Source organism: Silvania sp. (assembly GCF_051656365.1).
GTDB classification, from domain to species: domain Bacteria; phylum Pseudomonadota; class Gammaproteobacteria; order Enterobacterales; family Enterobacteriaceae; genus Enterobacter; species Enterobacter hatchlandensis.
The window spans coordinates 34102-59022 of record NZ_JBOGBT010000084.1 but is presented as its reverse complement, the minus strand read 5'-3'; the positions used below and the strand labels follow the sequence as shown (position 1 = coordinate 59022).

The 24921-nt window shown below is 57.8% G+C and carries 26 protein-coding genes and 1 pseudogene; 10 read left to right on the top strand and 17 right to left on the bottom strand.

Translation table 11 applies throughout. The features are described 5' to 3' along the window. The first annotated feature begins 96 nt into the window (after positions 1-96). The 9 genes and pseudogenes from ACRDD5_RS15780 to ACRDD5_RS15740 all read left to right on the top strand — a co-directional run bounded on the left by ACRDD5_RS15780 (position 97) and on the right by ACRDD5_RS15740 (position 9451). Positions 97-801 carry a FliM/FliN family flagellar motor C-terminal domain-containing protein gene (locus ACRDD5_RS15780; RefSeq protein ID WP_438677275.1) on the top strand — a complete coding sequence of 235 codons (705 nt, stop codon included), beginning with the start codon at positions 97-99 and terminating at the stop codon, positions 799-801. After that, complete coding sequence (gene fliN / locus ACRDD5_RS15775) at positions 794-1183, top strand: flagellar motor switch protein FliN (protein ID WP_438677274.1); 390 nt, start codon at positions 794-796, stop codon at positions 1181-1183. Before ACRDD5_RS15780 ends, fliN begins: the two co-directional genes overlap by 8 nt. Then, entirely contained in the window at positions 1180-1935 is a 756-nt protein-coding gene (fliP, locus tag ACRDD5_RS15770; RefSeq protein WP_438677273.1) for a flagellar type III secretion system pore protein FliP, read from the top strand. The genes fliN and fliP overlap by 4 nt, the downstream gene beginning before the upstream one ends. Positions 1936-1937: 2 nt before the next feature. Next, complete coding sequence (gene fliQ, locus ACRDD5_RS15765) at positions 1938-2210, top strand: flagellar biosynthesis protein FliQ (RefSeq protein WP_438677272.1); 273 nt, start codon at positions 1938-1940, stop codon at positions 2208-2210. A gap of 3 nt (positions 2211-2213) precedes the next feature. Beyond that, positions 2214-2987 (top strand): flagellar biosynthetic protein FliR, encoded by a 774-nt coding sequence (fliR, locus tag ACRDD5_RS15760; RefSeq protein ID WP_438677271.1) that lies wholly within the window; start codon positions 2214-2216, stop codon positions 2985-2987. Beyond that, positions 2987-4117 (top strand): flagellar biosynthesis protein FlhB, encoded by a 1131-nt coding sequence (gene flhB / locus ACRDD5_RS15755; RefSeq protein WP_438677270.1) that lies wholly within the window; start codon positions 2987-2989, stop codon positions 4115-4117. The genes fliR and flhB overlap by 1 nt, the downstream gene beginning before the upstream one ends. Beyond that, a complete protein-coding gene (locus ACRDD5_RS15750) occupies positions 4110-6206 on the top strand; it encodes a flagellar biosynthesis protein FlhA (RefSeq protein ID WP_438677269.1) in 2097 nt (698 codons plus the stop codon). Before flhB ends, ACRDD5_RS15750 begins: the two co-directional genes overlap by 8 nt. Before the next feature lie 248 nt (positions 6207-6454). Then, positions 6455-7312, top strand: coding sequence for a hypothetical protein (locus tag ACRDD5_RS15745; protein WP_438677268.1), 858 nt, complete (start codon positions 6455-6457; stop codon positions 7310-7312). A gap of 576 nt (positions 7313-7888) precedes the next feature. After that, positions 7889-9451, top strand: a pseudogene (locus ACRDD5_RS15740) (AbgT family transporter). Positions 9452-9515: 64 nt separating this feature from the next. Here ACRDD5_RS15740 and ACRDD5_RS15735 read toward each other — a convergent pair. Beyond that, positions 9516-10277: an EAL domain-containing protein gene (locus tag ACRDD5_RS15735; RefSeq protein WP_438677267.1), complete on the bottom strand. Its 762-nt coding sequence runs from the start codon at positions 10275-10277 to the stop codon at positions 9516-9518. A 117-nt stretch (positions 10278-10394) separates the two neighbouring features. Then, positions 10395-11693: a Fic family protein gene (locus ACRDD5_RS15730; protein WP_438677266.1), complete on the bottom strand. Its 1299-nt coding sequence runs from the start codon at positions 11691-11693 to the stop codon at positions 10395-10397. A 228-nt stretch (positions 11694-11921) separates the two neighbouring features. Here ACRDD5_RS15730 and narP point away from each other — a divergent pair, with 228 nt between their 5' ends. Then, positions 11922-12566, top strand: a complete 645-nt coding sequence (gene narP / locus ACRDD5_RS15725) for a nitrate/nitrite response regulator protein NarP (protein WP_271283400.1) — start codon at positions 11922-11924, stop codon at positions 12564-12566. A gap of 12 nt (positions 12567-12578) precedes the next feature. On the opposite strand, the gene ACRDD5_RS15720 is transcribed toward narP, so the two are convergent. Genes ACRDD5_RS15720 through napF form a run of 15 tightly spaced genes read right to left on the bottom strand, consistent with a single transcriptional unit; the run spans position 12579 to position 24769 of the window. Then, a complete protein-coding gene (locus ACRDD5_RS15720) occupies positions 12579-13616 on the bottom strand; it encodes a cytochrome c-type biogenesis protein CcmH (protein WP_438677265.1) in 1038 nt (345 codons plus the stop codon). Further along, positions 13613-14170, bottom strand: a complete 558-nt coding sequence (gene dsbE / locus ACRDD5_RS15715) for a thiol:disulfide interchange protein DsbE (RefSeq protein ID WP_438677264.1) — start codon at positions 14168-14170, stop codon at positions 13613-13615. Before dsbE ends, ACRDD5_RS15720 begins: the two co-directional genes overlap by 4 nt. After that, a complete protein-coding gene (locus tag ACRDD5_RS15710) occupies positions 14167-16110 on the bottom strand; it encodes a heme lyase CcmF/NrfE family subunit (protein ID WP_438677263.1) in 1944 nt (647 codons plus the stop codon). The genes dsbE and ACRDD5_RS15710 overlap by 4 nt, the downstream gene beginning before the upstream one ends. Next, positions 16107-16586, bottom strand: coding sequence for a cytochrome c maturation protein CcmE (gene ccmE / locus ACRDD5_RS15705; protein ID WP_271283396.1), 480 nt, complete (start codon positions 16584-16586; stop codon positions 16107-16109). Before ccmE ends, ACRDD5_RS15710 begins: the two co-directional genes overlap by 4 nt. Next, on the bottom strand, positions 16583-16792 hold the full coding sequence (gene ccmD, locus ACRDD5_RS15700; protein WP_438677262.1) for a heme exporter protein CcmD: 210 nt from the start codon (positions 16790-16792) through the stop codon (positions 16583-16585). The genes ccmE and ccmD overlap by 4 nt, the downstream gene beginning before the upstream one ends. After that, a complete protein-coding gene (locus ACRDD5_RS15695; protein WP_438677261.1) occupies positions 16789-17526 on the bottom strand; it encodes a heme ABC transporter permease in 738 nt (245 codons plus the stop codon). The genes ccmD and ACRDD5_RS15695 overlap by 4 nt, the downstream gene beginning before the upstream one ends. 36 nt (positions 17527-17562) lie before the next feature. Further along, a complete protein-coding gene (gene ccmB, locus ACRDD5_RS15690; RefSeq protein ID WP_438677314.1) occupies positions 17563-18225 on the bottom strand; it encodes a heme exporter protein CcmB in 663 nt (220 codons plus the stop codon). Beyond that, positions 18219-18845 (bottom strand): cytochrome c biogenesis heme-transporting ATPase CcmA, encoded by a 627-nt coding sequence (gene ccmA / locus ACRDD5_RS15685; protein WP_271283393.1) that lies wholly within the window; start codon positions 18843-18845, stop codon positions 18219-18221. The genes ccmB and ccmA overlap by 7 nt, the downstream gene beginning before the upstream one ends. 14 nt (positions 18846-18859) lie before the next feature. Continuing rightward, complete coding sequence (gene napC, locus ACRDD5_RS15680; protein ID WP_438677260.1) at positions 18860-19468, bottom strand: cytochrome c-type protein NapC; 609 nt, start codon at positions 19466-19468, stop codon at positions 18860-18862. A 9-nt stretch (positions 19469-19477) separates the two neighbouring features. After that, entirely contained in the window at positions 19478-19927 is a 450-nt protein-coding gene (gene napB, locus ACRDD5_RS15675; RefSeq protein ID WP_271283391.1) for a nitrate reductase cytochrome c-type subunit, read from the bottom strand. Positions 19928-19960: 33 nt separating this feature from the next. After that, positions 19961-20851 carry a quinol dehydrogenase ferredoxin subunit NapH gene (gene napH, locus ACRDD5_RS15670; protein ID WP_438677259.1) on the bottom strand — a complete coding sequence of 297 codons (891 nt, stop codon included), beginning with the start codon at positions 20849-20851 and terminating at the stop codon, positions 19961-19963. Further along, entirely contained in the window at positions 20838-21533 is a 696-nt protein-coding gene (gene napG / locus ACRDD5_RS15665; RefSeq protein WP_438677258.1) for a ferredoxin-type protein NapG, read from the bottom strand. The genes napH and napG overlap by 14 nt, the downstream gene beginning before the upstream one ends. A 5-nt stretch (positions 21534-21538) precedes the next feature. Then, positions 21539-24025, bottom strand: a complete 2487-nt coding sequence (napA, locus tag ACRDD5_RS15660; RefSeq protein ID WP_438677257.1) for a nitrate reductase catalytic subunit NapA — start codon at positions 24023-24025, stop codon at positions 21539-21541. Continuing rightward, positions 24022-24285, bottom strand: a complete 264-nt coding sequence (gene napD, locus ACRDD5_RS15655) for a chaperone NapD (RefSeq protein WP_271283387.1) — start codon at positions 24283-24285, stop codon at positions 24022-24024. The genes napA and napD overlap by 4 nt, the downstream gene beginning before the upstream one ends. Further along, on the bottom strand, positions 24275-24769 hold the full coding sequence (gene napF, locus ACRDD5_RS15650; RefSeq protein WP_438677313.1) for a ferredoxin-type protein NapF: 495 nt from the start codon (positions 24767-24769) through the stop codon (positions 24275-24277). The genes napD and napF overlap by 11 nt, the downstream gene beginning before the upstream one ends. Positions 24770-24921 lie beyond the last annotated feature (152 nt).

Here is a 24921-nt window from a genome sequence, read left to right as displayed (position 1 = left end):
CTCGGTCGGGCCTATCATAAAATACCGAAAATAATTAGTGAGAACTTTGACGACATTGAATCACGGCTAAGTATTTTCTTTTTACGAAAATATCGCATGAACGCCGTTTTGCGCAGCATGACATTTGATACGGACTGTCACTTTAAGCATGCCCAGATATTTGAAAATGCGTACGGCAATATTGGTTTTGATATTAACCGAGCGTTTTTACTCAATATTTTACATACCTACTACGGCCTAAGTAAGGACAGTAAGCCTGGCGATACCGACAGCCAGCAGCCGGTGACCAAAACCGAAGAGCGGTTGAAAAACAAGCTGGGGCATGAGCTGGCCCAGCTGGTGATGGTGCAGGAGATCCTCGACCAGCCGATGGAGCTGAAAAACGACTATTCCGCCGTGATTAACCAGTGGGCGTGGAGCATTCAGTTCTGGCTGGAAGGCTACGACGAATACTGTTTCTCGCTGCTGCTTGATACCCACCACGTCGATATTTTGCTGGCCTCGCTGCGCGACGACAGCCCTCTGAGCGGCCAGAAAACCGGCAGCCTGACGCCAGCGCAAATCGAACACATGTTTGTGTCGATGCCGCTGACGCTGAACGGAAAACTGGCGTCGATCAATCTGACCGTAGCCCAGCTGCTGGAGATGACGCCTGGCGACATTATCCCGGTGTCGTTGAACACGCCGCTGCCGGTGAGTATCGGCAATGAGCAGCTGTTCAGCGCCACCGTTGCCGAAGATCGCGGCAAGCTTTTCCTGACTGACTTTAACGACAAAACGCCCGAGATGAAGCATGAATGAGCAACACGACCTGTCCGTAGATTTCAATCTGGACGATATCGAATTACCTGAAGCCAGCAGTGAAACTGAGGCAGCGGGCGTCGTTCTTCCGACCATCAACACGGCAGACAGCCAGGCGGAACACCAGCGCAAAATGGCGCTATTCAGCCGTATTCCGGTCAATTTAACCCTCGAAGTCGCCTCGGTGACCCTCTCGCTGGCAGACCTGATGACCATCAGCAATGACAGCGTAATTGAGCTGGATAAAATGGCGGGCGAGCCGCTGGATATCAAGGTGAACGGCATTCTGTTCGGCAAAGCCGAAGTGGTGGTGCTGAACGACAAATACGGCTTACGCATTATTGAATTCAGCTCCCACGATCTCGGTAAAATCACCTCATGAACCACCCGCGCCGTACCACCGTCCTGACCACGCTGCTGTGCGCCGGGCTGATCCTCTCTCCGCTGGCGCTGGCCGCCAATGGGGAGATCACCCTGCTCAGCACTACCAGCAACGGTAGCGGCCAGGATTACAGCGTCAAAGTTGAGATCCTGATCCTGATGACCCTGCTCGGCCTGCTGCCGATCATGGTGCTGATGATGACCTGCTTCACCCGTTTTATTATCGTGCTGGCGGTCCTGCGCCAGGCGCTGGGGTTGCAGCAAAGCCCACCGAACAAAATCCTGACCGGGATCGCGCTAGCGCTCACCATGTTGGTGATGCGCCCGGTGTGGAACACGGTGTATAACGACGCGATTGTTCCCTACCAGAACGAACAGCTGTCGCTGAAAGAGGCGCTCTCGACCGCTGAGCAACCGCTAAAGAAATTTATGCTGGCGCAAACCAGTAAAACCTCGATGGCGCAAATCATGACGATCGCCCAGGAGAAAGGTGACCCTGCAACGATGGATCTGAGCATCGTGGTGCCCGCCTACGTGCTGAGCGAGCTGAAAACCGCCTTCCAGATTGGCTTTATGATCTACATTCCGTTCTTAATCATCGACCTGATCGTCGCCAGTATTCTGATGGCGATGGGGATGATGATGCTCTCCCCGCTGATCGTCTCTCTACCCTTTAAGCTGATGCTGTTTGTCCTCTGCGACGGCTGGAACCTGATCGTCGGCACGCTTACCGCCAGCGTACAGGGGCTGTAGCGATGATGACCATGGATACCGCAGGCGACCTGATGGCAGGTGCGATTATGCTGGTGCTGCTGATCTCGGTAGTGGCGATTGTGCCCAGCCTGCTGGTCGGGCTGGTGGTGAGTATTTTTCAGGCCACCACTCAGATCAACGAACAGACCTTAAGCTTTTTACCGCGCCTGGTGGTGACACTGCTGGTGCTGGTGCTGGCGGGGAAATGGATGCTGGTCAAGCTCACCGACTTTACCATTGAGATTTTTCATCAGGCTGTGCGACTGGCGGGTTAACCCATGGGCATCGACATTTCGGCGCTGGTCGCCCCATTAATGGCAGCCTGGCTACCCTTCGTGCGGATTTTATCCTTTATCCACTTCGCCCCGGTGTTTGATCAACGCTCCATCTCGCGACGGATTAAGGTCGGCCTGGCGCTGGCGCTGACCGCCGTTATTTCGCCGATGCTGCCCCACCCGGTGGTGCTGACCGAGCTGCTGTCGATGCAGAGCCTGGTTCTGATTGGCGAGCAGATCCTGTGGGGATTTGTATTTGGCGCCACCCTGCAACTGGTGTTTGTCGCCCTGCAGACCGCCGGACATATTCTTTCCATGAATATGGGTCTCGGGATGGCGGTGATGAACGACCCGACCAACGGCAGCTCGACCACGGTGATTTCGCAGATCATTTTTGTCTTTTGCGTACTGCTGTTTTTTATTATGGACGGTCATCTGCTGATGGTAACGCTGCTGTATAAAAGCTTCAGCTACTGGCCCATCGGCCAGGCCATCACGGTGCCCTCGTTGCAGACCCTGGCCCAGAGCCTGGGCTGGCTGATCTCCTCTGCCCTGCTAATCTCCCTGCCGACCGCCTTTGTGATGCTGATGGTGCAGGGCTCGTTTGGCCTGCTGAACCGCATCTCACCGACCCTGAACCTGTTCTCGCTTGGCTTTCCGATCAGCATGTTGTTTGGCCTGCTGTGCCTGGGTCTGATGGTGAGCAATATTCCCGATCACTACCTCAACCTGACCAATTACATCCTCGGCAAGCTTGACGCAATGAGGGTCTACTGATGGCCGCCAGCTCGGGGGATAAAAGTGAAAAGGCCACGCAGGGCAAGCTGCGCAAGGCGCGCAAGAAAGGCGACGTTCCGCGCTCCAAAGACGTGACGATGGCCGCCGGGCTGGTGACATCGCTGGTGATCCTGATGCTGTTTTTCCCCTACTACGAACAGCTGGTGCAGGACTCGTTCACCTCGGTTGGCGTGCTGGCGAGCAAGCTGGATGACCCCACCGCGCTGGAGCATTTTTTGATGCACCACGTCTGGCTGCTGCTGAAATTTATCCTCACCCTCGTGCCGGTGCCAATCGTGTGCATTATCTCCACCCTGGTGCCGGGACGCTGGGTGTTTACCCCCGACAAGCTGCTGCCCGACTTCAAAAAAATCAGCCCGATCAGCGGCTTTAAGCGCCTGTTCTCCGCCAGTCACTATGTTGACGTGCTGAAGATGCTGGCGAAATGCAGCCTGATGATGGTGATGCTCTGGTCGCTTGTCCAGGACAACCTCCCTGCCCTGCTGCGCCTGCAGTTTTTGTGGCTGGAACAGGGCATCGACGAAGGGCTAGCCCTGCTGCGCCAGTCGTTTAGCTGGCTGCTGGGTATCATCGTGCTGTTCGCCCTGATCGACGTGCCGCTGGCGATCTTTATGTACCTGAAAAAGATGCGCATGACCAAGCAGGAGGTGCGCGACGAATTCAAGCAAAACGACGGTAACCCGCAGATCAAGAGCCGCATTCGCCAGCTGCAGCGCCAGATGGCGCAGGGCCAGCTCAATAAAGTAGTGCCGACGGCTGACGTAATTATCACTAACCCGACCCACTTTGCGGTGGCGCTGAAATACGATCCCGATAAAGCCCAGGCCCCCTACATCGTCGCCAAAGGGGTGGACGACGTGGCGCTTTACATTCGTGAAGTCGCCATTCGCCACCAGATTGAAGTCGTGCCGTTCCCGGCGCTGGCACGGGCGGTGTACCACTCCACACGGGTTAACCAGCAGATCCCCACTCCGCTGTTTCGGGCGATTGCCCACGTGCTGACCTACGTTATGCAAATCAAGTCCTGGCGTAGCGGGCAGAGCGCAACCCAACCACAGTTGAACAGGCATATGGATATTCCTAACGAGGTACTGAAATCAGATGGCTAGTCGTAAATTTCCGCAGGTGCTGACCCTGTTAAAGCAAGGCAACATCGGCATTCCGCTGCTGCTGCTTTGCGTGCTGGCGATGGTGATGCTGCCGCTGTCACCGCTGGTGCTGGATATTCTGTTCACCTTTAACATCGTGCTGGCGGTGATCGTCCTGCTGGTAGCGCTGAACAGCAAGCGGCCGCTCGATTTCGCCATCTTCCCCACCATCCTGCTGATCACCACGCTGATGCGCCTGACGCTTAACGTCGCCTCGACGCGCGTGGTATTGCTGCACGGGCACGAGGGCGAAGGCGCGGCGGGTAAGGTTATCGAAGCGTTCGGCCAGGTGGTGATTGGCGGTAATTTCGTGGTCGGCTTCGTGGTGTTCGTCATTCTGATGATCATCAACTTTGTGGTGGTGACCAAGGGCGCGGAACGTATCTCTGAGGTGTCGGCGCGCTTTACCCTCGACGCCCTGCCGGGCAAGCAGATGGCAATCGACGCCGACCTGAATGCCGGGCTGATTAACCAGGAGCAGGCACGCGTCCGACGCCGGGACGTCTCCAGCGAGGCCGATTTTTACGGCGCAATGGACGGTGCCTCTAAGTTTGTGCGCGGGGACGCCATCGCCGGGATCATGATCCTGCTGATTAACATCATCGGCGGGATCTGTATTGGGGTGTTTGCCCATAACCTGGACGTGGGCCACTCCTTCAAACAGTACGTGCTGCTGTCGATTGGTGACGGCCTGGTCGCCCAGATCCCGTCCCTGTTGCTCTCTACTGCGGCGGCGATTATCGTGACCCGCGTCAGCGATGGGAACGACATCAGCTCGGAGATCAAAACCCAGCTGCTGGCGCGCCCGTCGATTCTGTATACCGCCGCGTTCGTGATGTTTATCCTGGCGATTGTGCCAGGGATGCCGCACGTTGCCTTCCTGAGCTTTACCGCCATTTTGCTGTTTGCCGCCTGGAAGCAGAGCAAGCGGGTGGATGTGGCCCAGCCGGAAGTCGAGATGGAGGCGATCAACAGCGCGCTGACCACTGAGAGCACGGCGACCATCGACTGGAGCAGCATCCCGCTGGTGGAGCCGATTGGACTGAACCTGGGCTATAAGCTGGTGACGCTGGTGGACAGCGCCAAGGGAAGCCCGCTTTCCCAGCGTATCCGCGGGGTGCGGCAGGTGATCTCGGAGAACTGCGGCATTTTGCTGCCGGAGATCCGCATCCGGGAAAACTTCCGCCTGAAGCCAGCCCAGTACGCCATCCACATCAACGGTACCCGGGTCGCCACCGGCGAAGTGCACGCTGACAAGCTGATGGCCATTCCAGGGGCTGAACTGTATGGCGAGATCGACGGGGTGCTGGATACCGACCCGGCCTACGGGATGGCGATTATCTGGATCCTGCCGGAGCAAAAATCCCGGGCGTTAAACCTGGGGTACCAGGTGGTGGATTGCGCCAGCGTGGTGGCGACCCACGTCAATAAAGTGGCGCGCCACTATCTGCCGGAGCTATTTAACTACGACGACATCACCCACCTGCACCAGCGCTTGAGTTTGCAGGCCCCGCGCCTGGCGGAAGATTTATCCCAGGCGCTGAACTTCAGCCAGCTGCTGCGGGTGTACCGCCAGCTGCTGCTGGAGCAGGTGTCCTTGAAAGATATCAATACCATTGCCGCTACGTTGCTGGAGAGCGCGGTAGTGACCAAAGACCCGATCCTGCTGACCTCGGATGTGCGCTTCGCCCTGCGCCGGGCAATTATCAACGCGGTGAACGGTGAAAAGCGCCAGCTGTCGGTTTATACCCTGGATAATGCGCTGGAGAACCTGCTGCTTAATGCGCTGAACCATGCCCAGCAGAGCGGCAAGATTGCGCTGGACAGCTTCCCGGTGGACCCGAATATTCTGACCCAGCTGCAGAACACCATGCCGATGGTGTACGAGCAGATGAAGGCGCAAAACCGCGCTCCTGTGATGCTGGTGACGCCACAGCTGCGGCCGATTATCGCGCGGTATGGACGGCTGTTTGCCCCGAGACTTCAGGTTCTTTCTTACAATGAGATCCCGGATGAAGCGGAGCTGGATATTGTGGGGACGGTGGCGTAACCGGTGTGTCTAAGGGGCTTTGCGGCCCCTTTCTTCGCGCTTAATGTGCGGGGATAAGCTTTTCTAATAGATACTGCAGCAGATAAGTATCGCAGAGCTCGCGCACTGGATTAGGGGCTGGTAGCAGGCGTTCGCCGAGCACGGCGCGGGAAGTGACTGGGTGATTAAGCCGTGTGAGAAGCTGTTAAAGTAAATCATTACATTATCTCAACTGCCCGGGTTAGGGCTTAAACTAAGATGAGGGAAATATGACTACAGCCACAATTTCTGAACCTATCTCAGGAGAGAAAAAATATCAGATAAGAGCACGAGCAGCATTACCCTTGCTTGTACGGCAAGCGAAAGCCGGTGCTTCCATTTTTTATTGTGATCTTGCTGAAGAATTAGGCATGCCCAATCCACGCAACTTAAATTATGTTCTTGGAAGCATTGGTCAATCGTTAGAAAAACTTTCAAAAAAATGGAAATATAAAATCCCGCCGATTCAATGCCTTGTTGTAAATAAAAGTACAGGTCTCCCAGGAGAAGGCATTGGATGGTTTCTAGTTAAACAAGAAGAGTTTTCAACGCTTCCTCTGCGCAGAAAAAGAGAGATCGTCCAGGCAGAATTACACCATATTTTCTCATTCCCTGACTGGAACGATGTTCTTGACGCACTGGAGCTAGAACCCGTAATCTCTGATTTCACATTACTCGTAAAAAAAGCTACGGGTGCTTTTGGAGGAGGTGAGAGTCAACAACATAAAGCTTTAAAAGAGTATGTTGCACAGAATCCTGCTCTAATTGGTCTTGGTGAGAGGACACCTGTTGGTACAACTGAGTATCCATTACCCTCAGGTGATAGTTTAGATGTGTCATTCAGCGGCAAGAAAAACTGGGTAGCAGTCGAAGTTAAATCGTCAATATCAGATGAAAGAGATATTGTCCGCGGATTATTTCAGTGCGTTAAGTACCGGGCGATCATGGAAGCCGTGATGCTCACAGAATCACGACCACAAAGCGCGCGGGCTTTACTTGTATTAGAATCAAAACTCCCTGCGTCATTGATTCCAATAAAAAATCTGCTCGGCATTGAAGTCGTCGAAGATATTTCACCACAGAAATAACGCACAGAAAAGAGATATCTAAAGATGTTGAATTGTGGCTTTGACTAAAAACAAAGCCATGTACATAGGTAACATCGTAACCGATAACACAGGAGCACCCTTTAAAACCTCTCCATAATTACCTTGCTATCCCAGAAAGCGGAAAACACTTCCCGTTCATAAGCACAATATTTATAGCAATAGCCATCATATCAATGGCAATCATTAAGTCCTCCTGGAATCATTCTGTGATCTGTGAAGAGCCCCCCTACAGTCAGACTGGATACCCTTGGATAACAATAGCGACCGCTTAAGGTAAAATATTAAAAAATTATTTGAGTTTATTTTTTTCTCATTGACTCGCTTCATGAAAATACTCCACCCAAGTCACTCTCGATTAACAAACAACAATTTAAACCGAACATTCTCCTATACCTTTTCCGATCTAAATACCGGAAAATGTAAAGTTATGCATATATACCCCTCCAGATCAATAACCTTGAATTATCACTCTGGTTTATCACAACACCTATCAACTATCATTGCGCGAAATACATAGAAATATCCTGAAATACACACCAGCAATAAGGAGCACAAATGAGTTCACTCACAGGGACAGATAAAGCCGCGTCCGAAAGCCGCTTAATGAGCGGTTTTTTAAACGCGATTGAGCGCGCGGGGAACCGTTTACCGGAGCCGGCGCTGATCTTCTTCTACATATTACTGCTGGTGATGGGGCTGTCGGCGGTGCTGTCGCTGGTCGAGTTCGACGTGGTGAACCCGGTCACCCAGCAGGCGGTACAGGTTAATAACCTGCTCTCCGCCGAAGCGTTGACCAACACCCTGTCGTCGATGGTGACCACCTTTACCGGGTTTGCCCCGCTGGGGATCGTGCTGGTCGCTATGCTGGGTGTGGGCGTGGCAGAAAGCTCCGGCTTTATTAACGTTGCGCTCAAGAAAATGCTGCGCGTCACGCCGAAAAAACTGCTGACCCCGATGCTGATTTTCGTGGCGATGTTCAGTCACGTGGCGGCCGATGCCGGGTACGTGCTGGTGATCCCGCTGGGGGCGATTATCTTTATCGCCGCAGGTCGCCACCCGCTGGTGGGGATCGCGGCAGCATTCTCCGGCGTCTCCGGGGGCTTTGCGGCTAACATGGTGCCCACCGGCAACGACGCGCTGCTGCAGGGCTTTACCCAGGCTGCAGCCCAACTCCTCGACAGTACCTATACCGTTAATACCCTGTGCAATCTCTACTTTGGTATCGCCTCGTCCATTCTGATTACCCTCGTCGGTTGGTGGGTAACGGAGCGCATCGTCGAACCACGCGTCAGTAAGATGACCATTGATGGCGATTATAAGCATGACGGCGACATGACCCGCATCACCCCGCTGGAGCATCGCGCCTTTACCCGTGCCGGACTGGTGATGGTACTGGGCCTGGCGGCACTGGCCGCAGCCGCATGGCCAGAAACCTCGACCCTGCGCAGTGCAGAAGGTTCGCTCACCGCCTACGGTGCGCCAATCATGAAGTAGATTGTGCCGCTGATTTTCTTGATCTTTATTGTGCCGGGCATTGTCTTTGGGTTAAGCGCCGGGACCTTTAAATCGGGTAAAGACGTGATTAACGCCATGAATGATTCCATGAGCAAAATGGGATCGTACATGGTGATGGCCTTCTTCTGCGCGATGTTTATCAAAGCCTTCAACGACTCTAACATCGGCACGCTGGTGGCGCTGGCGGGCGCAGACGGTCTGAAAGCGATGGCACTCCCGGGCGAAGCGACCATCATCGGGATGATTGTCCTGACGGCAGCGGTTAACCTGCTGATCGGCTCCGCGTCGGCGAAGTGGGCGCTGCTCTCACCTATCATGGTGCCGATGCTGATGGCCGTGGGTATCTCCCCGGAGCTGACCCAGGCGGCGTTCCGCGTCGGTGACTCCTGCACCAACATCATCACCCCGCTGATGGTCTTCTTCCCGCTGGTGGTGGTGTATTGCCAGCGCTACGTGAAAGGGGCCGGTGTGGGTACGCTGGTGTCGATTATGATGCCTTACTCCATCGCTTTCTTTGTGGCGTGGAGTCTGTTCCTGCTGGTGTGGTGGGGCGTGGGCATGCCGCTAGGCGTTGCAGCGCCGTATACCTGGGCACCGAACTGAGAATCAACTAAGTACCAACAAAAATCCCCGACGCGTCGGGGATTTTTTTAGCCAGTCCGCGAGATTAGGGTTTGATGAACTGCTGTTTAAATGCAATTTTCTTTAGCGGTCGCGAGAACAAATACCCCTGCGCCAGCTCTACATTGTGCTTTAACAGCATCGACGTCTGGGCCATAGTTTCGACCCCTTCGGCGATCACCACGGCACCGTAGCGCTGCGCCTGGTAGATAACATCCTCAGTGGTCTGGAGATGTTGCAGTTTCAGGCAGCGGCGATCGAGCTTGATGTAATCACTGGGGATTTGCGTCAGCTTGCTCTCGACGTGTTCCACGGTGGCAACGTCATCCCACGCAATACCAAACCCGACAGTCTGCAGCATCGCCACCGTTTGTTCCCCTGTTTCAGTGAGAGGCTCTTCCGAAGCGGTGATCTCAAAAATAATGGCGGTAGCTGGAATGGAATACAGCTTCTGCATGTTCAGAATATGTTCTGCGCTTTCCGGTGCGTTCAGCTGATGGGTCGCCACATTAATACAGAGAAAGAAATCCGGCTTGATGGGTAAAATTTCATCGCGTAAAAAAAGAAACGCCTCGCGAATAATGTGATTTCCGATGTTGATAATGCTGTCTGAGATCCCGACCTGAGGCAGCAAAACAGCTGGGGCAATCACCTGCTGGCGATGGATCCCTCTCATAAGCACCTCAGCCCCCACGCACTGGAAGGTAGAGAGGTTAAAAATCGGCTGGAGGAAAAAATCGATAACAGACGCACACTTATCCTGCATGATTTTGCTGACAATGATGTTACAGGTTACTTCGCTACTCATTTCCTACCTCGACATAGTGCATCCCAAACAGCGGACAGAACAGGCATCCCGCCTTATCCGATGTCATCAGGAAGCTATAAGCGACCGGTAGCAGGCAAATATTAAAGCGCCCTGCCTTTAGTTCAGATTCTTCGCGATGCGGTACACCGTTTTCTGCTCGTTGGTGGCCGCTTCCTCCACCAGCCCCTCGCGCACCAACGCGCGCAAATCCTTGCGGGCGGTGTTATCCGAAATCCCCAGCGCGTCGCTCACGTCGGCGGCGGTATAAAGGGTTGCTGGCGTGGCCAGCATGATATTCAGCAGCGTTACCTGGCGCGGCAGCAGGCGCGACAGCGCGCCAGACTCAAACAATATCCGGTCAATATTAGCGCACCGGATCACCAGATCGTTAACGTGCTGCAAGAGCGTGTCCAGCGCGCGGCGGATCACGCCGGCTTGATACTCCAGAAAATAGGTCAGATCCATGCCATCCGTTTCGGTGTACTGGTAGCTGTGGGCATACTTCACCGGGGCGGCGTGCAGCAGACTGCTGATAGAGATATAGCGGAACGCCTCGTACCCCGATTTCAGCATAAACCAGTAAAACAGCCCCCGGCTGGTGCGCCCGTTTCCGTCCCGGAAGGGGTGTTCATGGGCCAGCATAAAATGCAGGATGCAGCCTTTCACCAGCGGATGGACGTAATCCGTTTCGCTGTTCAGCCAGTCGCAAACCCGCTGCAGACGATCCGGGAGCAGAACGGCTGCGGGCGGTTGGTGGACGACATTACCGTCATAGTCAGCGATGGCGATATCGTCGGTAGTGCGAAATTCTCCCGGCTGGTACTTCGCATCGTTGATCCCCTCCATCCCGATGGCATGGATACGGCAGATCAGATCCGGGGTCAGGGGCTCATCCAGCAAATCCGGGATTGCCGCCATCAGCCGGGCGTTACCGGCAATCATGTGCTCATCTTCGGTGCGCGGTGCGCGGCCAGAGCCCAGCATCTCCCGCGCCACCAGCGTGGTGGTGCTGGCCCCTTCCAACTGGGCGCTGGTGATCGGCTCCTCGAGTTCAAGCTGCATCAACGCCGCCCCTGCCCCGCGAAGACGGTTAATCAGGTCATTGAGCGCCAGCCGGGTAGCGTGCTTATCCACCCGCTCGCAGGTGGCGGCAATCGCAGGCGTCAGGATAAATCCGGCCTGTTCCCCCGCCTCGTTGCGGTAGTCGATACGCTGCATTGCCGCATCCCGCGTGCGGCGGGTCAGCGTCCAGGCCAGGGCGAGGTTCTCCCGGCGCGTGACCCGGTGCCTGAATTCATCAAACGGCAGATAGCGGCCTTTATCGTCGGTAATGCGCGTATACGACAGGTAGGCTGCAAAATCGGCCCCCGTCAGAGATTCCAGCGGTATCAGGACAGGTGGACGCTTAATCGCCATACGCAAACTATCTCAAAATAGTGAATATTTGAGATAGTTTATCCTGGGAGCGGCAAAATGCCACCCTGACGTCCAATACCCACACCAGGAATGAGAATATGCTCATATTCCCTGAACAATGCCCGATGCAAAACCCTATTCAGGGGCATACACTATCGCCTGCGATGCTCCCGGTACGTACGGACGGGCGTTCGCCAACAACAATAACGAAATACTCAGGAGAAGAGTGTGTCTGAAGTTACGCCTTTTCAGGTACTTATTGTGGACGATCATCCACTGATGCGCAGAGGGATCCGCCAGCTGCTGGCCCTGAATAGCGATTTTAACGTGGTGGCCGAAGCGGGTGATGGCGAGAGCGCCATCCAGTTGGCCAACCGCCTTGAACCGGATGTGATCCTGCTGGATCTCAATATGAAAGGGATGAGCGGGCTGGATACCCTTAATGCCCTGCGTCGTGAAGAGGTGACTGCCCAGGTCATCATCTTGACCGCGTCGGATTCCACCAGCGATATCTACGCCCTGATCAACGCGGGTGCTGACGGCTATTTACTGAAAGACAGCGATCCGGAAGTGCTGCTGAATGATATCCTCGCGGGCGCGAAGGGGGGAAAGGTGTTCAGCGAATTCGTCAGCGACTACCTGCGCGATCGCGACGTCTCCGGCGAACAAGCGGACCCACTGAGCGTGCTGACCGAGCGTGAGCTGGACGTGCTCCACGAGCTGGCGCAGGGGTTGTCGAATAAGCAGATCGCCGCCAGCCTGAACATCGCTGAGCAGACGGTGAAGGTACATATTCGCAACCTGCTGCGCAAACTGAACGTGCGCTCGCGCGTGGCAGCCACCATCCTGTTCCTGCAAACCCGCGGCCTGTAACACACCGGGCCGTTACTTCGCCTGCTCCAGCGCCTGCTGGATACTGCGCTCAATCACGGAACGGCGGGTATCGTTGGCGGGAAGTAATTTCAGCATCATCTCCCAGGCCGCCACCGCCTCACTGAACCGCTGCTGCTCGAAGGCGTTAAAGGCAAACATGCTCAGGACGCGCACGTTGGCATGATCGCTTTTCACCAGCTGGCGCAGCAGCGCCCCACCCCGGCGATTATCCTCCGGATCGGTTGAACGGGTCAGCGCCTCGGCGTAGCCCAGCGCGGCGTCGCTGTTTTTTGGATCGAGCCGGTATGCGTTGGCGTACGCTTCGGTGGCGGTGCTGGCATTGCCCAGCGCCATGCCGATACGACCCAGCATGATCCAGCCTTCGATATTGCCCTCATCGCTTTGCAAACGGGTGCGCAGGCCGAGCGCCAGACGGGTCAGCTCCTCTTCATTTAGCGGCTGCGCCTTCGCATTTAACGCCCGTTCCAGCAGAGCGGGCGTCTGTGCCGTCGCCTGCTGCCAGATCTTCACCTGCTGATAGTGTCCGGTCTGGTAGTAACTCCCCGCCCCCACCGCCAGCGCAATCACGACGCCGGGGGCATACACCCATGCTCCGGCGCGTTTGCCCTGGGGCAAGGTTTTATCGCTAGCGGCATCCGGCGCGATCCGCACCCGGCGGCGGGATCGGGAGTAGATCACCCAGCCCCCGGTCCCCATGGCGGCCAGCGGCAGGATCCACAGCAAAATAGTCAGCGGGGTGAGCGGAGGATCGTAGGTCACGAAGCTGCCGTAACGCGCCACCATGTACTCCACAATCTGCTTATTGCTCTTCCCCTCCTGCATCAGTTCATACACCTTCTGACGCAGGTCGACGGCGATCATCGAGTTGGAATCGGCAATGCTGTTGTTCTGGCATTTTGGACAGCGCAGCTGCTCCGTCAGCTGACGGAACTGCTGCTCCTGCGCCTCATCCTTAAACGGCATCACGTCGATGGTGGCCAGCGCCTGGCCGGATAGCACCAGCATCAGCAAAGCCTGTAAAAATCTCATTGTGCGGCCTCCTGGCTGTACTTGTCCCACAGCGGCTTGAGTTCACGATCCCAGACCTGCGCAGTCAGCGCGCCTGCGTGGCGGTAGCGAATGATCCCTTTTCCGTCGATCAGGAAGGTCTCCGGCGCGCCGTACACCCCCAGATCCAGCCCCAGCATACCGTCCCCGTCAAACAGGCTCAGCCCATAGGGGTTGCCGAGCTCTTTCAGCCAGGTAATGGCTTTCTGACGGTCGTCTTTGTAATTCATGCCCACCACGCGGATCCCCTGCGCGGAGAGCTGGTTCAGATACTGATGTTCAGCGCGGCAGGTCGGGCACCAGGTCGCCCAGACGTTGAGCAGCACCGGTTTGCCCTGGGTGAGGATATCCGCCTGATAGTGCTGACCGGGGTTATCCAGCGACTCAAGGCGAAACGTCGGCACAGGCTTACCAATCAGCGCCGACTCCAGATTGGTCGGATCGTCTCCCTCGGCGTTGCGCGCCAGCTGCCACAGCAGAAGCGCCGCAATCACCAGAAAGATCACAAAAGGAATGACCAGGACGTTACGCTTCATACCGTCGCCTCCGCAGTCGTGCGTTGCTTGCCGCGCTGGCGATAGCGCGGATCGAACAGGCACAGCAGCCCACCCAGCGCCATCAGTAATCCTCCCGCCCAAATCCAGCGCACAAAAGGTTTGTAGTACAGGCGCACGGCCCAGGCACCGTTATCCAGCTCTTCCCCGAGGGCGGCGTACAGGTCGCGGGTGATCCCGCCGTCAATCGCCGCTTCGGTCATCATCGCGCTGTTGCTGTTGTAGAAGCGTTTTTCCGCATGCAGCACCGCTTCGGCTTTGCCGTTTCGCGTGACGCCAATCGTCGCCACGCCGCCCCGGTAGTTAGGCCCGGCGATCTCGTTCACGTCGCGGAAGGTAAAGCGATAGTCGTGGATCTGGACACTTTCCCCCGCTTTCATGCGCACATCACGCTCTACGCTGTAGTTCTGGCTGAAGGCGATCCCGACGACAGTGACCGCCAGCCCGAGGTGACCCGCCACCATGCCCCAGTAGCTGAGCGTCATCGTCGTCCCACGCGAGACGCGCAGCGCGACTTCCGCGATCGCCAGCACAAAGATCCAGCACGCCATCGCCAGCCCGACCACCGTCATGGCAACAATCTTGCTCTCGAACAGCCACGGCAGCAGCAGCGACAGCGCGAAGGTGCTGACCAGGGCGATAACCAGCAGACGCTGGAGCTTGCGCGGACGGTCGCGTCCCCAGCGCACCAGCGGTCCGATCCCTACCAGCAGCGCAAACGGCGCCATCAGCCAGGTGAACAGGGTGTTGAAGAACGGCTCGCCAATCGAAATGCTGCCCAGCCCGAGCTGCTTATGCACCAGCGGTAGCAGCGTGCCCAGCAGCACCACCAGCATGGCGGTGATCAGCAGGATGTTGTTGCCGAGCAGCAGCGACTCCCGCGACCAAAGTGCATTGTTCACCCGGGAGCGAACTTTGTGCCCGCGGGTGGCAAACAGCAGCAGCGAGCCACCAATCACCAGCACCATAAAGGCGAGGATAAACATCCCGCGCGACGGGTCGGACGCAAAGGCATGCACCGAAACCAGCACCCCGGAGCGTACGAGGAAGGTGCCCAACAGGCACAGGGAAAAGGCGCTAATCGCCAGCAGCAGGGTCCAGGCTTTAAAGCTGGCGCGCTGTTCCGTCACCGCCAGGGAGTGCATCAGGGCGGTGCCCACCAGCCACGGCATAAACGAGGCGTTCTCGACCGGGTCCCAGAACCACCACCCGCCCCAGCCCAGCTCGTAATAGGCCCACGCGGAGCCGAGCACGATACCGAGGGTCAGGCACACCCATGCCGCCAGCGTCCACGGGCGGGCAAAACGGGCAAAGGTGCTGTCCAGTCGCCCGCTCAGCAGGGCGGCAATCGCAAAGGCAAAGGCCACCGAGAAGCCGACGTAGCCCATATACAGCAGCGGCGGATGGAAAATCAGGCCCGGGTCCTGCAGAAGCGGGTTCAGGTCCCGGCCTTCAATCGGAAAGTCCGGCAGCGTGCGGGCAAAGGGGTTGGAGGTGAAGAGGATAAACAGCAGGAAGCCGACGCTAACCATCCCCATCACCGCCAGCACGCGGGCGACCACGTCGGGTGGCATCCGCTGGCTGCACAGCGCCACGGCAAAGGTCCAGCCGCTCATCAGCAGCACCCACAGCAGCAGGGAGCCTTCGTGTGCGCCCCAGGTGGCCGCCACGCGATACCAGACCGGCAGTTGGGTGTTGGAGTTGCTGGCAACGTAGGTCACCGAGAAGTCGTTCACCACGAACGCGTGGATCAGCACGATAAACGCGCCCGTCACCAGCATAAACAGCAGCCAGGAAAACAGCCTCGCCGAGGCCATCATCCGCGGGTCATTGCGCGCCACGCCCCACAGCGGGTACAGCGAGAGAAGCAGCGCCACGCCCAGCGCCAGGCACAGCAGCCCGTTGCCAATTTCAGGCATCATGAGGCGTTATCCTTATACACACTTGCCGGACGACGGTGGTTTTCCTGCATCGCTTTTTCCACTTCCGGCGGGGTGTAGTTTTCATCATGTTTGGCGAGCACCTCTTTCGCCTGCACATGGTTGTTCTCGCCAAGTTCGCCCTGCACCACCACGCCCTGCCCTTCGCGGAACAGATCCGGCAGAATGCCGTCGTAGGTCACATCCACCACGCCTTCGGCGTCATAGATGCTGAAATTCACTTTTAACGATTCCGGGTCGCGCTTGACGCTACCGGCCATCACCATCCCGCCCACGCGCAGGCGCTGGCCGACTTCCGGCAGCTGGTGCGTTTCGCGCTTGCCGTACAGGATCTCGCCCGGGGTGTAGAACAGGTCGATGTTGGAACGCAGGGCGTAGAGCACCAGGGTAATAGTCAGCGCCAGCCCGGCCAGCACGGCGCAGGCCACCCACAGACGGTTTTTACGACGCAGATTCATGCCGCCTCCTGTGCCTGAGCGGCCCGCATGCGGGACTCCCGGGCGCGCTGTTGGGCGATGCCGCGAAGAATGGCGCGATGCTGCTGGGCGGTATGCGCCACCAGTATCGCCAGCGGGATCACGGTCATCGCCACCGCCAGCCAGACGTAAAAGGCGTAGCCGCCCATGGCGAAGAATTCACTCCAGGATGCAAACGCACTGTTCATTGGCGGCCTCTCTTTAAAATCAGTTCACTCACCCACGGGCGGCGTTTTTCCATGAGTAAAATCAGGTTACGCACCCGCATCAGCGTCAGCGTGATAAACAGCAGCAGCGTGCCGACGATCGCCAGGCGCAGCGGCGTGCGCATGGCCGGATCGATGCTCTGCTGCATATTGGTTGAGCCCTGATGCAGGGTGTTCCACCACTCCACCGAGTAGTGAATGATGGGTAAGTTGACCACACCAATCAGCACCAGAATGCCGGCAGCGCGACCGGCCAGACGGCGATCGTCAAAGGCGTGCCACAGGGCAATGGCCCCCACGTAGAGAAACAGCAGCACCAGCTCGGAGGTCAGGCGTGCATCCCACACCCACCAGGTTCCCCACATCGGTTTGCCCCAGGCGGAGCCGGTTACCAGCGCAATAAAGGTCAACACCGCCCCAATGGGTGCCATCGCCGCCAGCGCCAGGTTGGCCATTTTCAGCTGCCACACCAGGCCGATAAAGGCCGCCACCGCCATCGAGGCGTAAATCCCCATCGACCAGATGGCCGCCGGAACATGCAGATAAATAATGCGATAGCTCTGCCCCTGCTGATAATCCGCAGGCGCAAAGCCAAAGCCCCAAATCCAGCCCACGGCCAGCACCAGCGCGCTGGCTATCGCCAGCCAGGGAATAAAGTAACCGCAGATCTGATACAGCCGCGGCGGGTTCGCCAGTTGATGCAGTGTTTTCCACATAATTCAGTTACCAGATTCAATCCAATGATTACCGCGCTACTGCACACTGATGCGTAACGCAGCCGCCGTCGCAAACGGGCTTAACGTTGCGCTGCCCGCCAGTAGCGCCCCCAGAATCGCCATGTACCCCTCAACGGGAAGGTGCATGGAGGCCGCATCCATCGCTGCGGTCGCAAAAATCAGTAACGGGATGGTAAGCGGCAGCACCAGCACGCTCAGCAGTACGCCGCCGCGCTTCAGCCCTACGGTTAAGCCCACGCCTGGCGCGCCGAGGAAACCCAGCGTCGGGGTGCCCAGCAGCAGCGTCAGGGCCATAATTTTCCAGCCGTAGAGATCCATGCCGAGCAGCAGTGCCACCAGCGGCGAGAGGACCAGCAGCGGCAGGCCGGTCACCATCCAGTGGGCCATCACCTTGGCCAGCACCACCGCCGGGAGCGGGATCGGCAGCAGCATCAGCTGTTCCAGGCTGCCGTCCTGCAGATCGTCACGGAACAGCCGTTCCAGCGCCAGCAGCGAGGCCAGCAGCGCGGCGACCCAGATAATACCGGGGGCAATGCGCGCCAGCAGCTGCGGCTCCGGGCCAATACTCAGCGGGAACAGGGTGATCACAATCAGGAAGAACCACAGCGGGTTGGCGATCTCGGCGCTATGGCGGAACGCCACCCGCAGTTCGAGACGGAAGATGCGCCACATCATGATGCGACCCTCTCGGGGGTCAGGGCGATGCGTCGAATTTTATCGTTCGCCACGTTCAGCGGCTGGTGGGTCGTCAGGATCACCATCCCGCCCTGCCCGGTATGCCGGGCCATCTGGCGGGTCAGGCGTTCGACGCCGTTCACGTCGATGGCGGTAAAGGGTTCATCGAGGATCCAAAGCGTGGCGCGGGTCAGCCACAGACGCGCCAGCGCCACGCGGCGCTGCTGTCCGGCAGAGAGTTGGCTGACGGGAAGGTCTTCGTATCCGGCGAGGCCCGCCTGGGCCAGCGCCTCCAGGCACTGCTGCGTGTCGCCGTGGTGATGGAAAAAGCGCAGGTTCTCCAGCGCCGTCAGCCGGGTTTTGATCCCCGGCTGATGGCCAATCCACAGCAGATCCTGATGATAGCTGTCGCGCACCCGATGCAGGGGCTGCCCTTGCCAGCACACCTCCCCGGCATCAGGGCGCGCGAGCCCGGTGAGCAGCCGCAGCAGGGTGGTTTTCCCTGCGCCGTTGCCCCCGGTAATTTGTACCCACTCCCCGGCGTTCACCTGGAATGACAGATTGCTGAACAGTATTCTGTCATCCCGCTCGCAGAGCAGCGCTTTAGCGTCAAGTTGGCCCACGCATTAACATCCTGTTAAAAGCCCGGTTTGACGTCGCGCATATCCGGGAGCTTGTGGGCAATCCCTTTATGACAGTCAATACAGGTTTGCCCATCTTTGACGGCCTGGTCGTGCATTTTTGCCGCGACGCCTTTCTGGGCCGTTAAATCCATAAACTCGAAGTTGTGGCAGTTACGGCACTCCTGCGAGTTGTTCTCTTTCATGCGTCGCCACTCGCTCTGGGCCATGGTCAGGCGGTGGTCTTCAAATTTCTGCGGCGTGTCGATCAGTCCGGTCGCCTTGGCGTACAGCTCTTTACTGGCCTTGATCTTACGGATCATTTTAGGACCAAACTCGTGCGGAACGTGGCAGTCAGGACAGGTGGCCCGCACGCCGCTGCGGTTGTTGTAGTGCACCGACTCCATGTACTCCTGATAGACGGTGTTACGCATTTCGTGACAGCTAATGCAGAACGCTTCGGTGTTGGCTTTTTCCATCCCGGTGTTAAAGCCGCCCCAGAAAATAATGCCGCCGACGAAACCGATTAACAGCAGCGTGCCCAGCGCCAGACGACTGGGACGACGCCACCATTGCCAGAGGCGCTTAATCCAGCCAGGTTTAGGGTTAGGGTTAGAATTTTGCATAGTGACCTCTTATTTCCCGTAACCTTTTGATGGGGTAAAGGTGTTACCCACAATCGGCGCGGCATCGGCCTGCGGGACGTGGCACTGCAGGCAGAAGTAGCGACGCGGCGCCACTTCGGCCCCGACTTTACCGTCGCTGTCCATAAAGTGCGTTGGGCTGATGCGCGGTGCGCCGGTGGTGCGATAGCTCTCCACGCCGTGACACTGCAGGCAGCGGTTGGTGTTGGTGGATACCTGATACCCGTCCACGCTGTGCGGGATCATCGGCGGCTGGTTAACATAGTTCAGCGGCATCCGCCCCTGCTCTTTCTGGATATGAATCGCCCCCTCCTGGGTTCCGGAGACTTCCGGCGACTGGCTGAGATCCACTCCATTTGCTGCCCAAACCGCACCGCTCACCACCAGGGCAATCCCGGCCGTCCACTGGCACAGCGCTTTCTTCAGGTCATGGCTTTTCATTGTTTCGCTCCCGAACTCCATCGCATATACACTTCATCCTTCAAGCTGCCTCTTTGTTGGCTGCGATGCATCTCGAATGATTTTGTGTAGAGTTATTGTAAAAACATCCTCAGAACAAACGTCGACACAGCGACCGCAGGCCATGCAGTCACGGCTGGTCACCTGCACCGGGCTGTGCTCATCCAGCACCGGGGCACGCAGCACGTGCGGTTCCGGGCAAACATGAAAACAATCCATACAGCGGTTACAGTTGTGTCGGTCTTTGGCCGCCACCGTTAACGCGCCCTGGCTACCCAGCACGCCGTACAGGGCACCCAGCGGGCAAAGGTGCCCGCACCAGCCGTGCTCAACGACCAGTAAATCAAATAAAAACAGGGCGACGATCAGCAGTGCGCCGCTGCCAAACCCCATCACCAGACTGCGTCCGAGCAGCGAGACCGGGTTAATCCACTCCCACAGCAGCGTGCCGGTCAGCGCGGAGCCAATCAGCACTACCGCCAGCAGCACGTAGCGTATAGAGCGTGGGATCGTCGCGGACTGATTCAGGTCAAACCGTCTGCGCAACCAACCCGCAAAATCAGTCACCGGGTTCAGCGGGCAGACCCAGCTGCAAAACAGGCGTTTGCCTGCCAGGGCATACAGCACCGTGATAATGACCGCCCCGGTCAGCGCCACGGTGGCGGGCAGATGGCCACTCGCCAGGCTTTGCAGGGCAATCAACGGATCGGTCAGCGGAACGGTGTCGAACAGCAGGCTGCTGCTGTAGTTTCCGTGCAGGATCCACACCCCCAACCACGGGCCGCTGAGGAACATCCCCAGCACCGCAAGCTGGCTAAGACGACGTAAAACCAGCCAGCGGTGACTCCGCCACCAGCCCTTTTTCGCCTGCGCTTCCCGCCCAGCATCGCGTTTACGGTTTGCCATCGTTCCCCTCCAGCCAGCCGAAGCGGTAGTGGTGGCCCAACTCCCCTTTCGCCAGCGACAGCGGCAGGACTTTTATCGCCGGTTGCTCCAGGACGCAGACCTTCTCGCATTTACCGCAGCCGGTGCAGGCACTGCTGTGCACGGTGGGCAGAAATCGCGCGTGCTTGCCGGTGCGGATATTGCGATCCAGCTCGAGGGTGATGGCCTCGTCGAGCTTTGGGCATTCGCGATAGCAAACGTCGCAGCGTAAGCCCTGGAAGTTGAGGCAGTTTTCCTGGTCCAGCAGCACCGCCAGCCCCATCCGCGAATCATCGATAGACGCTATTTCGCGATCCAGCGCGCCGCTGGGGCAGACTTTGGCGCAGGGGATGTCTTCACACATTTCGCAGGGGATATCCCGGGCGACAAAGTACGGCGTGCCGGCCGACAGCCCGGAGGCCAGCGTCGCCAGCTTCAGGGTGTCGTAGGGGCAGGCCTGAACGCACTGGCCGCAGCGCATGCAGGCGCTGGCGAAGGCGTTTTCACTTAGCGCACCCGGCGGGCGCAGCCGCACGCCCGTTGCCCTGGCGGTGTGCTGTTGTAATCCCAGTGCGACGCCCACGGCAGCCAGCCCGCCCGCGGTGCGAAGCACATCGCGCAGAAAGCGGCGGCGGCCATTTTGCAGCTTCGCTGACCGGGACATGACCGTTACACCTTCGCCAGCTTAACGGCGCACTTCTTGAAGTCCGTCTCTTTCGAGAGCGGATCCGTCGCATCCAGGGTCAGGTTATTCACCATCTGCGCGGCGTCGAAGAACGGCATGTACACCAGCCCCTGCGGCGGACGGTTACGGCCACGGGTTTCCACCACTGAAATCACTTCGCCCCGGCGGGAGATGACTTTGACCTTTTCACCCCGGCGCAGATCGCGGGCTTTGGCGTCCAGCGGGTGAATAAACAGCACCGCTTCCGGGAAGGCGCGGTGCAGCTCAGGCACGCGGCGCGTCATGCTGCCGGTGTGCCAGTGCTCCAGCACGCGACCGGTAGAGAGCCACAGGTCGAATTCTTTGTCCGGCGCTTCTGCCGCCGGTTCAAACGGCAGGGCGAAGATCACCGCTTTGCCATCCGGTTTGCCGTAGAACTTGTAGCCCTCTCCCGCTTTGACGTACGGATCGTGACCTTCGCTGTAGCGCCAGAGGGTCTCTTTGCCATCGACCACCGGCCAGCGCAGACCGCGCGCTTTGTGGTAATCGTCGAACGGGGCCAGATCGTGGCCGTGACCGCGGCCAAACCAGGCATACTCTTCGAACAGCCCTTTTTGCAGGTAGAAGCCCAGCTCGCGGGATTCGTCGTTCAGCTGCTCTTCAGCGATTTCGCTCAGCGGGAATTTGCTCACCCCAGGAGTGGCGAACAGCACCTCATACAAGGTTTTGCCGCGTAGCTCCGGTTTCTGTGCCAGCAGTTCTTCTGGCCAGACCTCGTCGGTTTTGAAGCGACGGGAAAACTCAACCAGCTGCCAGAGGTCAGATTTGGCTTCGCCCGGCGCTTTAATCTGCTGACGCCAGAACTGGGTGCGGCGTTCGGCGTTGCCGTAGGCACCCTCTTTTTCTACCCACATCGCGGTGGGCAGGATCAGGTCGGCAGCCAGCGCGCTGACGGTCGGGTAGGGATCGGAGACAATGATAAAGTTGCGCGGATCGCGCCAGCCCGGCATACGCTCTTCGTTTATGTTCGGCCCGGCCTGCATGTTGTTGGTACACATCGTCCAGTAGACGTTCAGCTTGCCGTCTTTCAGGGCCCGATCCTGGGCCACGGCGTGCAGCCCAACCTTCGCTGGAATGGTGCCAGCAGGGATCTGCCACTGCTTCTCGCAGATAGCCCGGTGTTTTTCGTTGGTGACCACCATGTCCGCCGGCAGGCGGTGGGCGAAGGTGCCCACTTCACGGGCGGTACCGCAGGCTGAAGGCTGACCAGTCAGCGAGAATGGCCCGCAGCCCGGCTGGGCAATTTTGCCGGTCAGCAGGTGAATGTTGTAGACCAGATTGTTGGCCCACACGCCGCGCGTGTGCTGGTTAAAGCCCATCGTCCAGTAGGAGATCACTTTCTTCTTAGGATCGGCATAGAGCTTCGCCAGCATTTCCAGCTGATCTTTTGGCACGCCGGTCATCTCGGCCGTCTTATCCAGCGTGTACTCGGCAACGAAGGCTTTGTAATCCTCAAAGCTCATCGGCTCGGAGGCATCAGAACCTGGGTTTTTGGCGGCCTTTTCCAGCGGATGGGTCGGACGCAGGCCGTAGCCGATATCCGTCACCCCTTTGCGCAGGTTGACGTGTTTGCTGAAGAAATCCTGGTTGATCGCGTCGTTTTGAATAATGTAGTTGGCGATGTAGTTGAGGATCACCAGGTCGGTTTGCGGCGTAAAGATCATGCCGTTATCCGCCAGCTCAAAGCTGCGGTGCTGGAAGGTGGAGAGCACGGCGACGGTCACGTTCGGGTCAGTCAGGCGACGGTTGGTGATGCGTGACCACAGGATCGGGTGCATCTCTGCCATGTTGGCGCCCCACAGCACAAAGGCGTCGGTCTGCTCGATATCGTCGTAGCAGCCCATCGGCTCATCCATCCCGAAGGTGCGCATAAAGCCCACCACCGCCGAGGCCATGCAGTGACGCGCGTTCGGGTCGATGTTGTTGGTGCGTAAACCGGCTTTGAACAGCTTGGCTGCGGCGTAGCCTTCCCAGATGGTCCACTGACCGGAGCCGAACATCCCGACAGACTCCGGGCCCTTCTCTTTCATCGACGTTTTGAATTTCTCTTCCATCACGTCGAAGGCTTTTTCCCAGCTGATGGGCGTAAATTCGCCGTCCTTACTGTATGCACCGTCTTTCATGCGCAGCAGCGGCTGGGTTAAACGGTCCTTTCCGTACATGATTTTGGGCAGGAAGTAGCCCTTAATACAGTTCAGGCCCCGGTTAACCGGCGCATCCGGGTCGCCCTGGCAGGCGACAACGCGTCCCTGCTGGGTGCCGACCAGCACGCCACACCCGGTTCCGCAAAAACGGCACGGGGCTTTATCCCACTTAATGGCTTCCTGCTGTCCGACCACCGCCCGGGCGACACCCGGTACGCTGAGCCCGGCAGCCGCCGCAGCGGCCGCAACGGCGTTGGCTTTCATAAAGCTACGACGACTGAGTTTCATGGTGTTTCCTCACCTTGCTCATCCTGCTGGTGATAAACCAGCGACACCGCCAGTACGTCCGTAACGTTGCGTACCGACTCAATTGTTTGCATCAGCGTGTCGTGTTGTTCCGCTTCTACCACCACGATCATCTGACCGCTTGCTTCGTCGCTCAGGGCGACCTCGCAACCCGGAAAATCAGCCAGCTGAGCGCTGATAGCGCTGATGTGCTGACGTTTGGCCTGAACAACCAGGCTGCAGACTTGCCAGCTAGTTGACATGGTTGTACTCCGCTTTAATGGCTGATACCGGGCAACTGGCGACACACGCCCCGCATCCGTTACAGGTCTGGTTATCGAGTTGGGGCTGATAAATGCCCGACAGCGTGGGGCGAAATCGAATCGCCATCGGTTCGCAGCTGTCCTGGCAGCGATGACACTCAACGGACTGATTCGCCAGGCAATGTGCCTCAACGATAAACATCAGATCCCAGGCCCTGGTGTGGCGCGAAAGAAAGAGTGATTCAGGACAGACCTGCGCGCACGCAGCGCAAAAACTGCATTCGCCTTTTTGGAAATTGACGCTCGGATAGCCTCCCTGGCCACGTTCCAGAATGTTGCTCTCACAGGCCTGAATGCAGGCGTCACAGCGAGTGCAAAGTGCGAGAAAGTGCTGCTCTACCCCACTCCAGGGCGGACGGATCCCGCTGCTGGCTTGACGCCATCTGCCTGTCAACATGCCTCGACGGGAGTGATCAACCATGATATCGCCCTTCCATGACGGCGCTTGCCTGGGTGGCGAAGCGGCAATAAAAACCGCACAGTTTATGCGTAGTTATTTTTGCCCATACGATATTTCAGGATGTGTTAAAGGTGCATACCCCAATGGAGGTAAATGTTGTCGGTAGATCAACGAAA

What these genes read in the sequence shown, in the direction of transcription:
- napD (WP_271283387.1), bottom strand. Translation starts at nt 24,285, where the DNA reads ATGTCAACTAGCTGGCAAGTCTGCAGCCTGGTTGTTCAGGCCAAACGT.
- ACRDD5_RS15720 (WP_438677265.1), bottom strand. Translation starts at nt 13,616, where the DNA reads ATGAGATTTTTACAGGCTTTGCTGATGCTGGTGCTATCCGGCCAGGCG.
- ccmE (WP_271283396.1), bottom strand. Translation starts at nt 16,586, where the DNA reads ATGAATCTGCGTCGTAAAAACCGTCTGTGGGTGGCCTGCGCCGTGCTG.
- napG (WP_438677258.1), bottom strand. Translation starts at nt 21,533, where the DNA reads ATGTCCCGGTCAGCGAAGCTGCAAAATGGCCGCCGCCGCTTTCTGCGC.
- ACRDD5_RS15710 (WP_438677263.1), bottom strand. Translation starts at nt 16,110, where the DNA reads ATGATGCCTGAAATTGGCAACGGGCTGCTGTGCCTGGCGCTGGGCGTG.
- napC (WP_438677260.1), bottom strand. Translation starts at nt 19,468, where the DNA reads ATGCAAAATTCTAACCCTAACCCTAAACCTGGCTGGATTAAGCGCCTC.
- napH (WP_438677259.1), bottom strand. Translation starts at nt 20,851, where the DNA reads ATGGCAAACCGTAAACGCGATGCTGGGCGGGAAGCGCAGGCGAAAAAG.
- fliR (WP_438677271.1), top strand. Translation starts at nt 2,214, where the DNA reads ATGGGCATCGACATTTCGGCGCTGGTCGCCCCATTAATGGCAGCCTGG.
- ACRDD5_RS15735 (WP_438677267.1), bottom strand. Translation starts at nt 10,277, where the DNA reads ATGAGTAGCGAAGTAACCTGTAACATCATTGTCAGCAAAATCATGCAG.
- fliP (WP_438677273.1), top strand. Translation starts at nt 1,180, where the DNA reads ATGAACCACCCGCGCCGTACCACCGTCCTGACCACGCTGCTGTGCGCC.
- napA (WP_438677257.1), bottom strand. Translation starts at nt 24,025, where the DNA reads ATGAAACTCAGTCGTCGTAGCTTTATGAAAGCCAACGCCGTTGCGGCC.
- ACRDD5_RS15745 (WP_438677268.1), top strand. Translation starts at nt 6,455, where the DNA reads ATGACTACAGCCACAATTTCTGAACCTATCTCAGGAGAGAAAAAATAT.
- ACRDD5_RS15780 (WP_438677275.1), top strand. Translation starts at nt 97, where the DNA reads ATGAACGCCGTTTTGCGCAGCATGACATTTGATACGGACTGTCACTTT.
- ACRDD5_RS15750 (WP_438677269.1), top strand. Translation starts at nt 4,110, where the DNA reads ATGGCTAGTCGTAAATTTCCGCAGGTGCTGACCCTGTTAAAGCAAGGC.
- dsbE (WP_438677264.1), bottom strand. Translation starts at nt 14,170, where the DNA reads ATGAAGCGTAACGTCCTGGTCATTCCTTTTGTGATCTTTCTGGTGATT.
- ccmD (WP_438677262.1), bottom strand. Translation starts at nt 16,792, where the DNA reads ATGAACAGTGCGTTTGCATCCTGGAGTGAATTCTTCGCCATGGGCGGC.
- napB (WP_271283391.1), bottom strand. Translation starts at nt 19,927, where the DNA reads ATGAAAAGCCATGACCTGAAGAAAGCGCTGTGCCAGTGGACGGCCGGG.
- flhB (WP_438677270.1), top strand. Translation starts at nt 2,987, where the DNA reads ATGGCCGCCAGCTCGGGGGATAAAAGTGAAAAGGCCACGCAGGGCAAG.
- ACRDD5_RS15730 (WP_438677266.1), bottom strand. Translation starts at nt 11,693, where the DNA reads ATGGCGATTAAGCGTCCACCTGTCCTGATACCGCTGGAATCTCTGACG.
- ACRDD5_RS15695 (WP_438677261.1), bottom strand. Translation starts at nt 17,526, where the DNA reads ATGTGGAAAACACTGCATCAACTGGCGAACCCGCCGCGGCTGTATCAG.
- fliQ (WP_438677272.1), top strand. Translation starts at nt 1,938, where the DNA reads ATGATGACCATGGATACCGCAGGCGACCTGATGGCAGGTGCGATTATG.
- fliN (WP_438677274.1), top strand. Translation starts at nt 794, where the DNA reads ATGAATGAGCAACACGACCTGTCCGTAGATTTCAATCTGGACGATATC.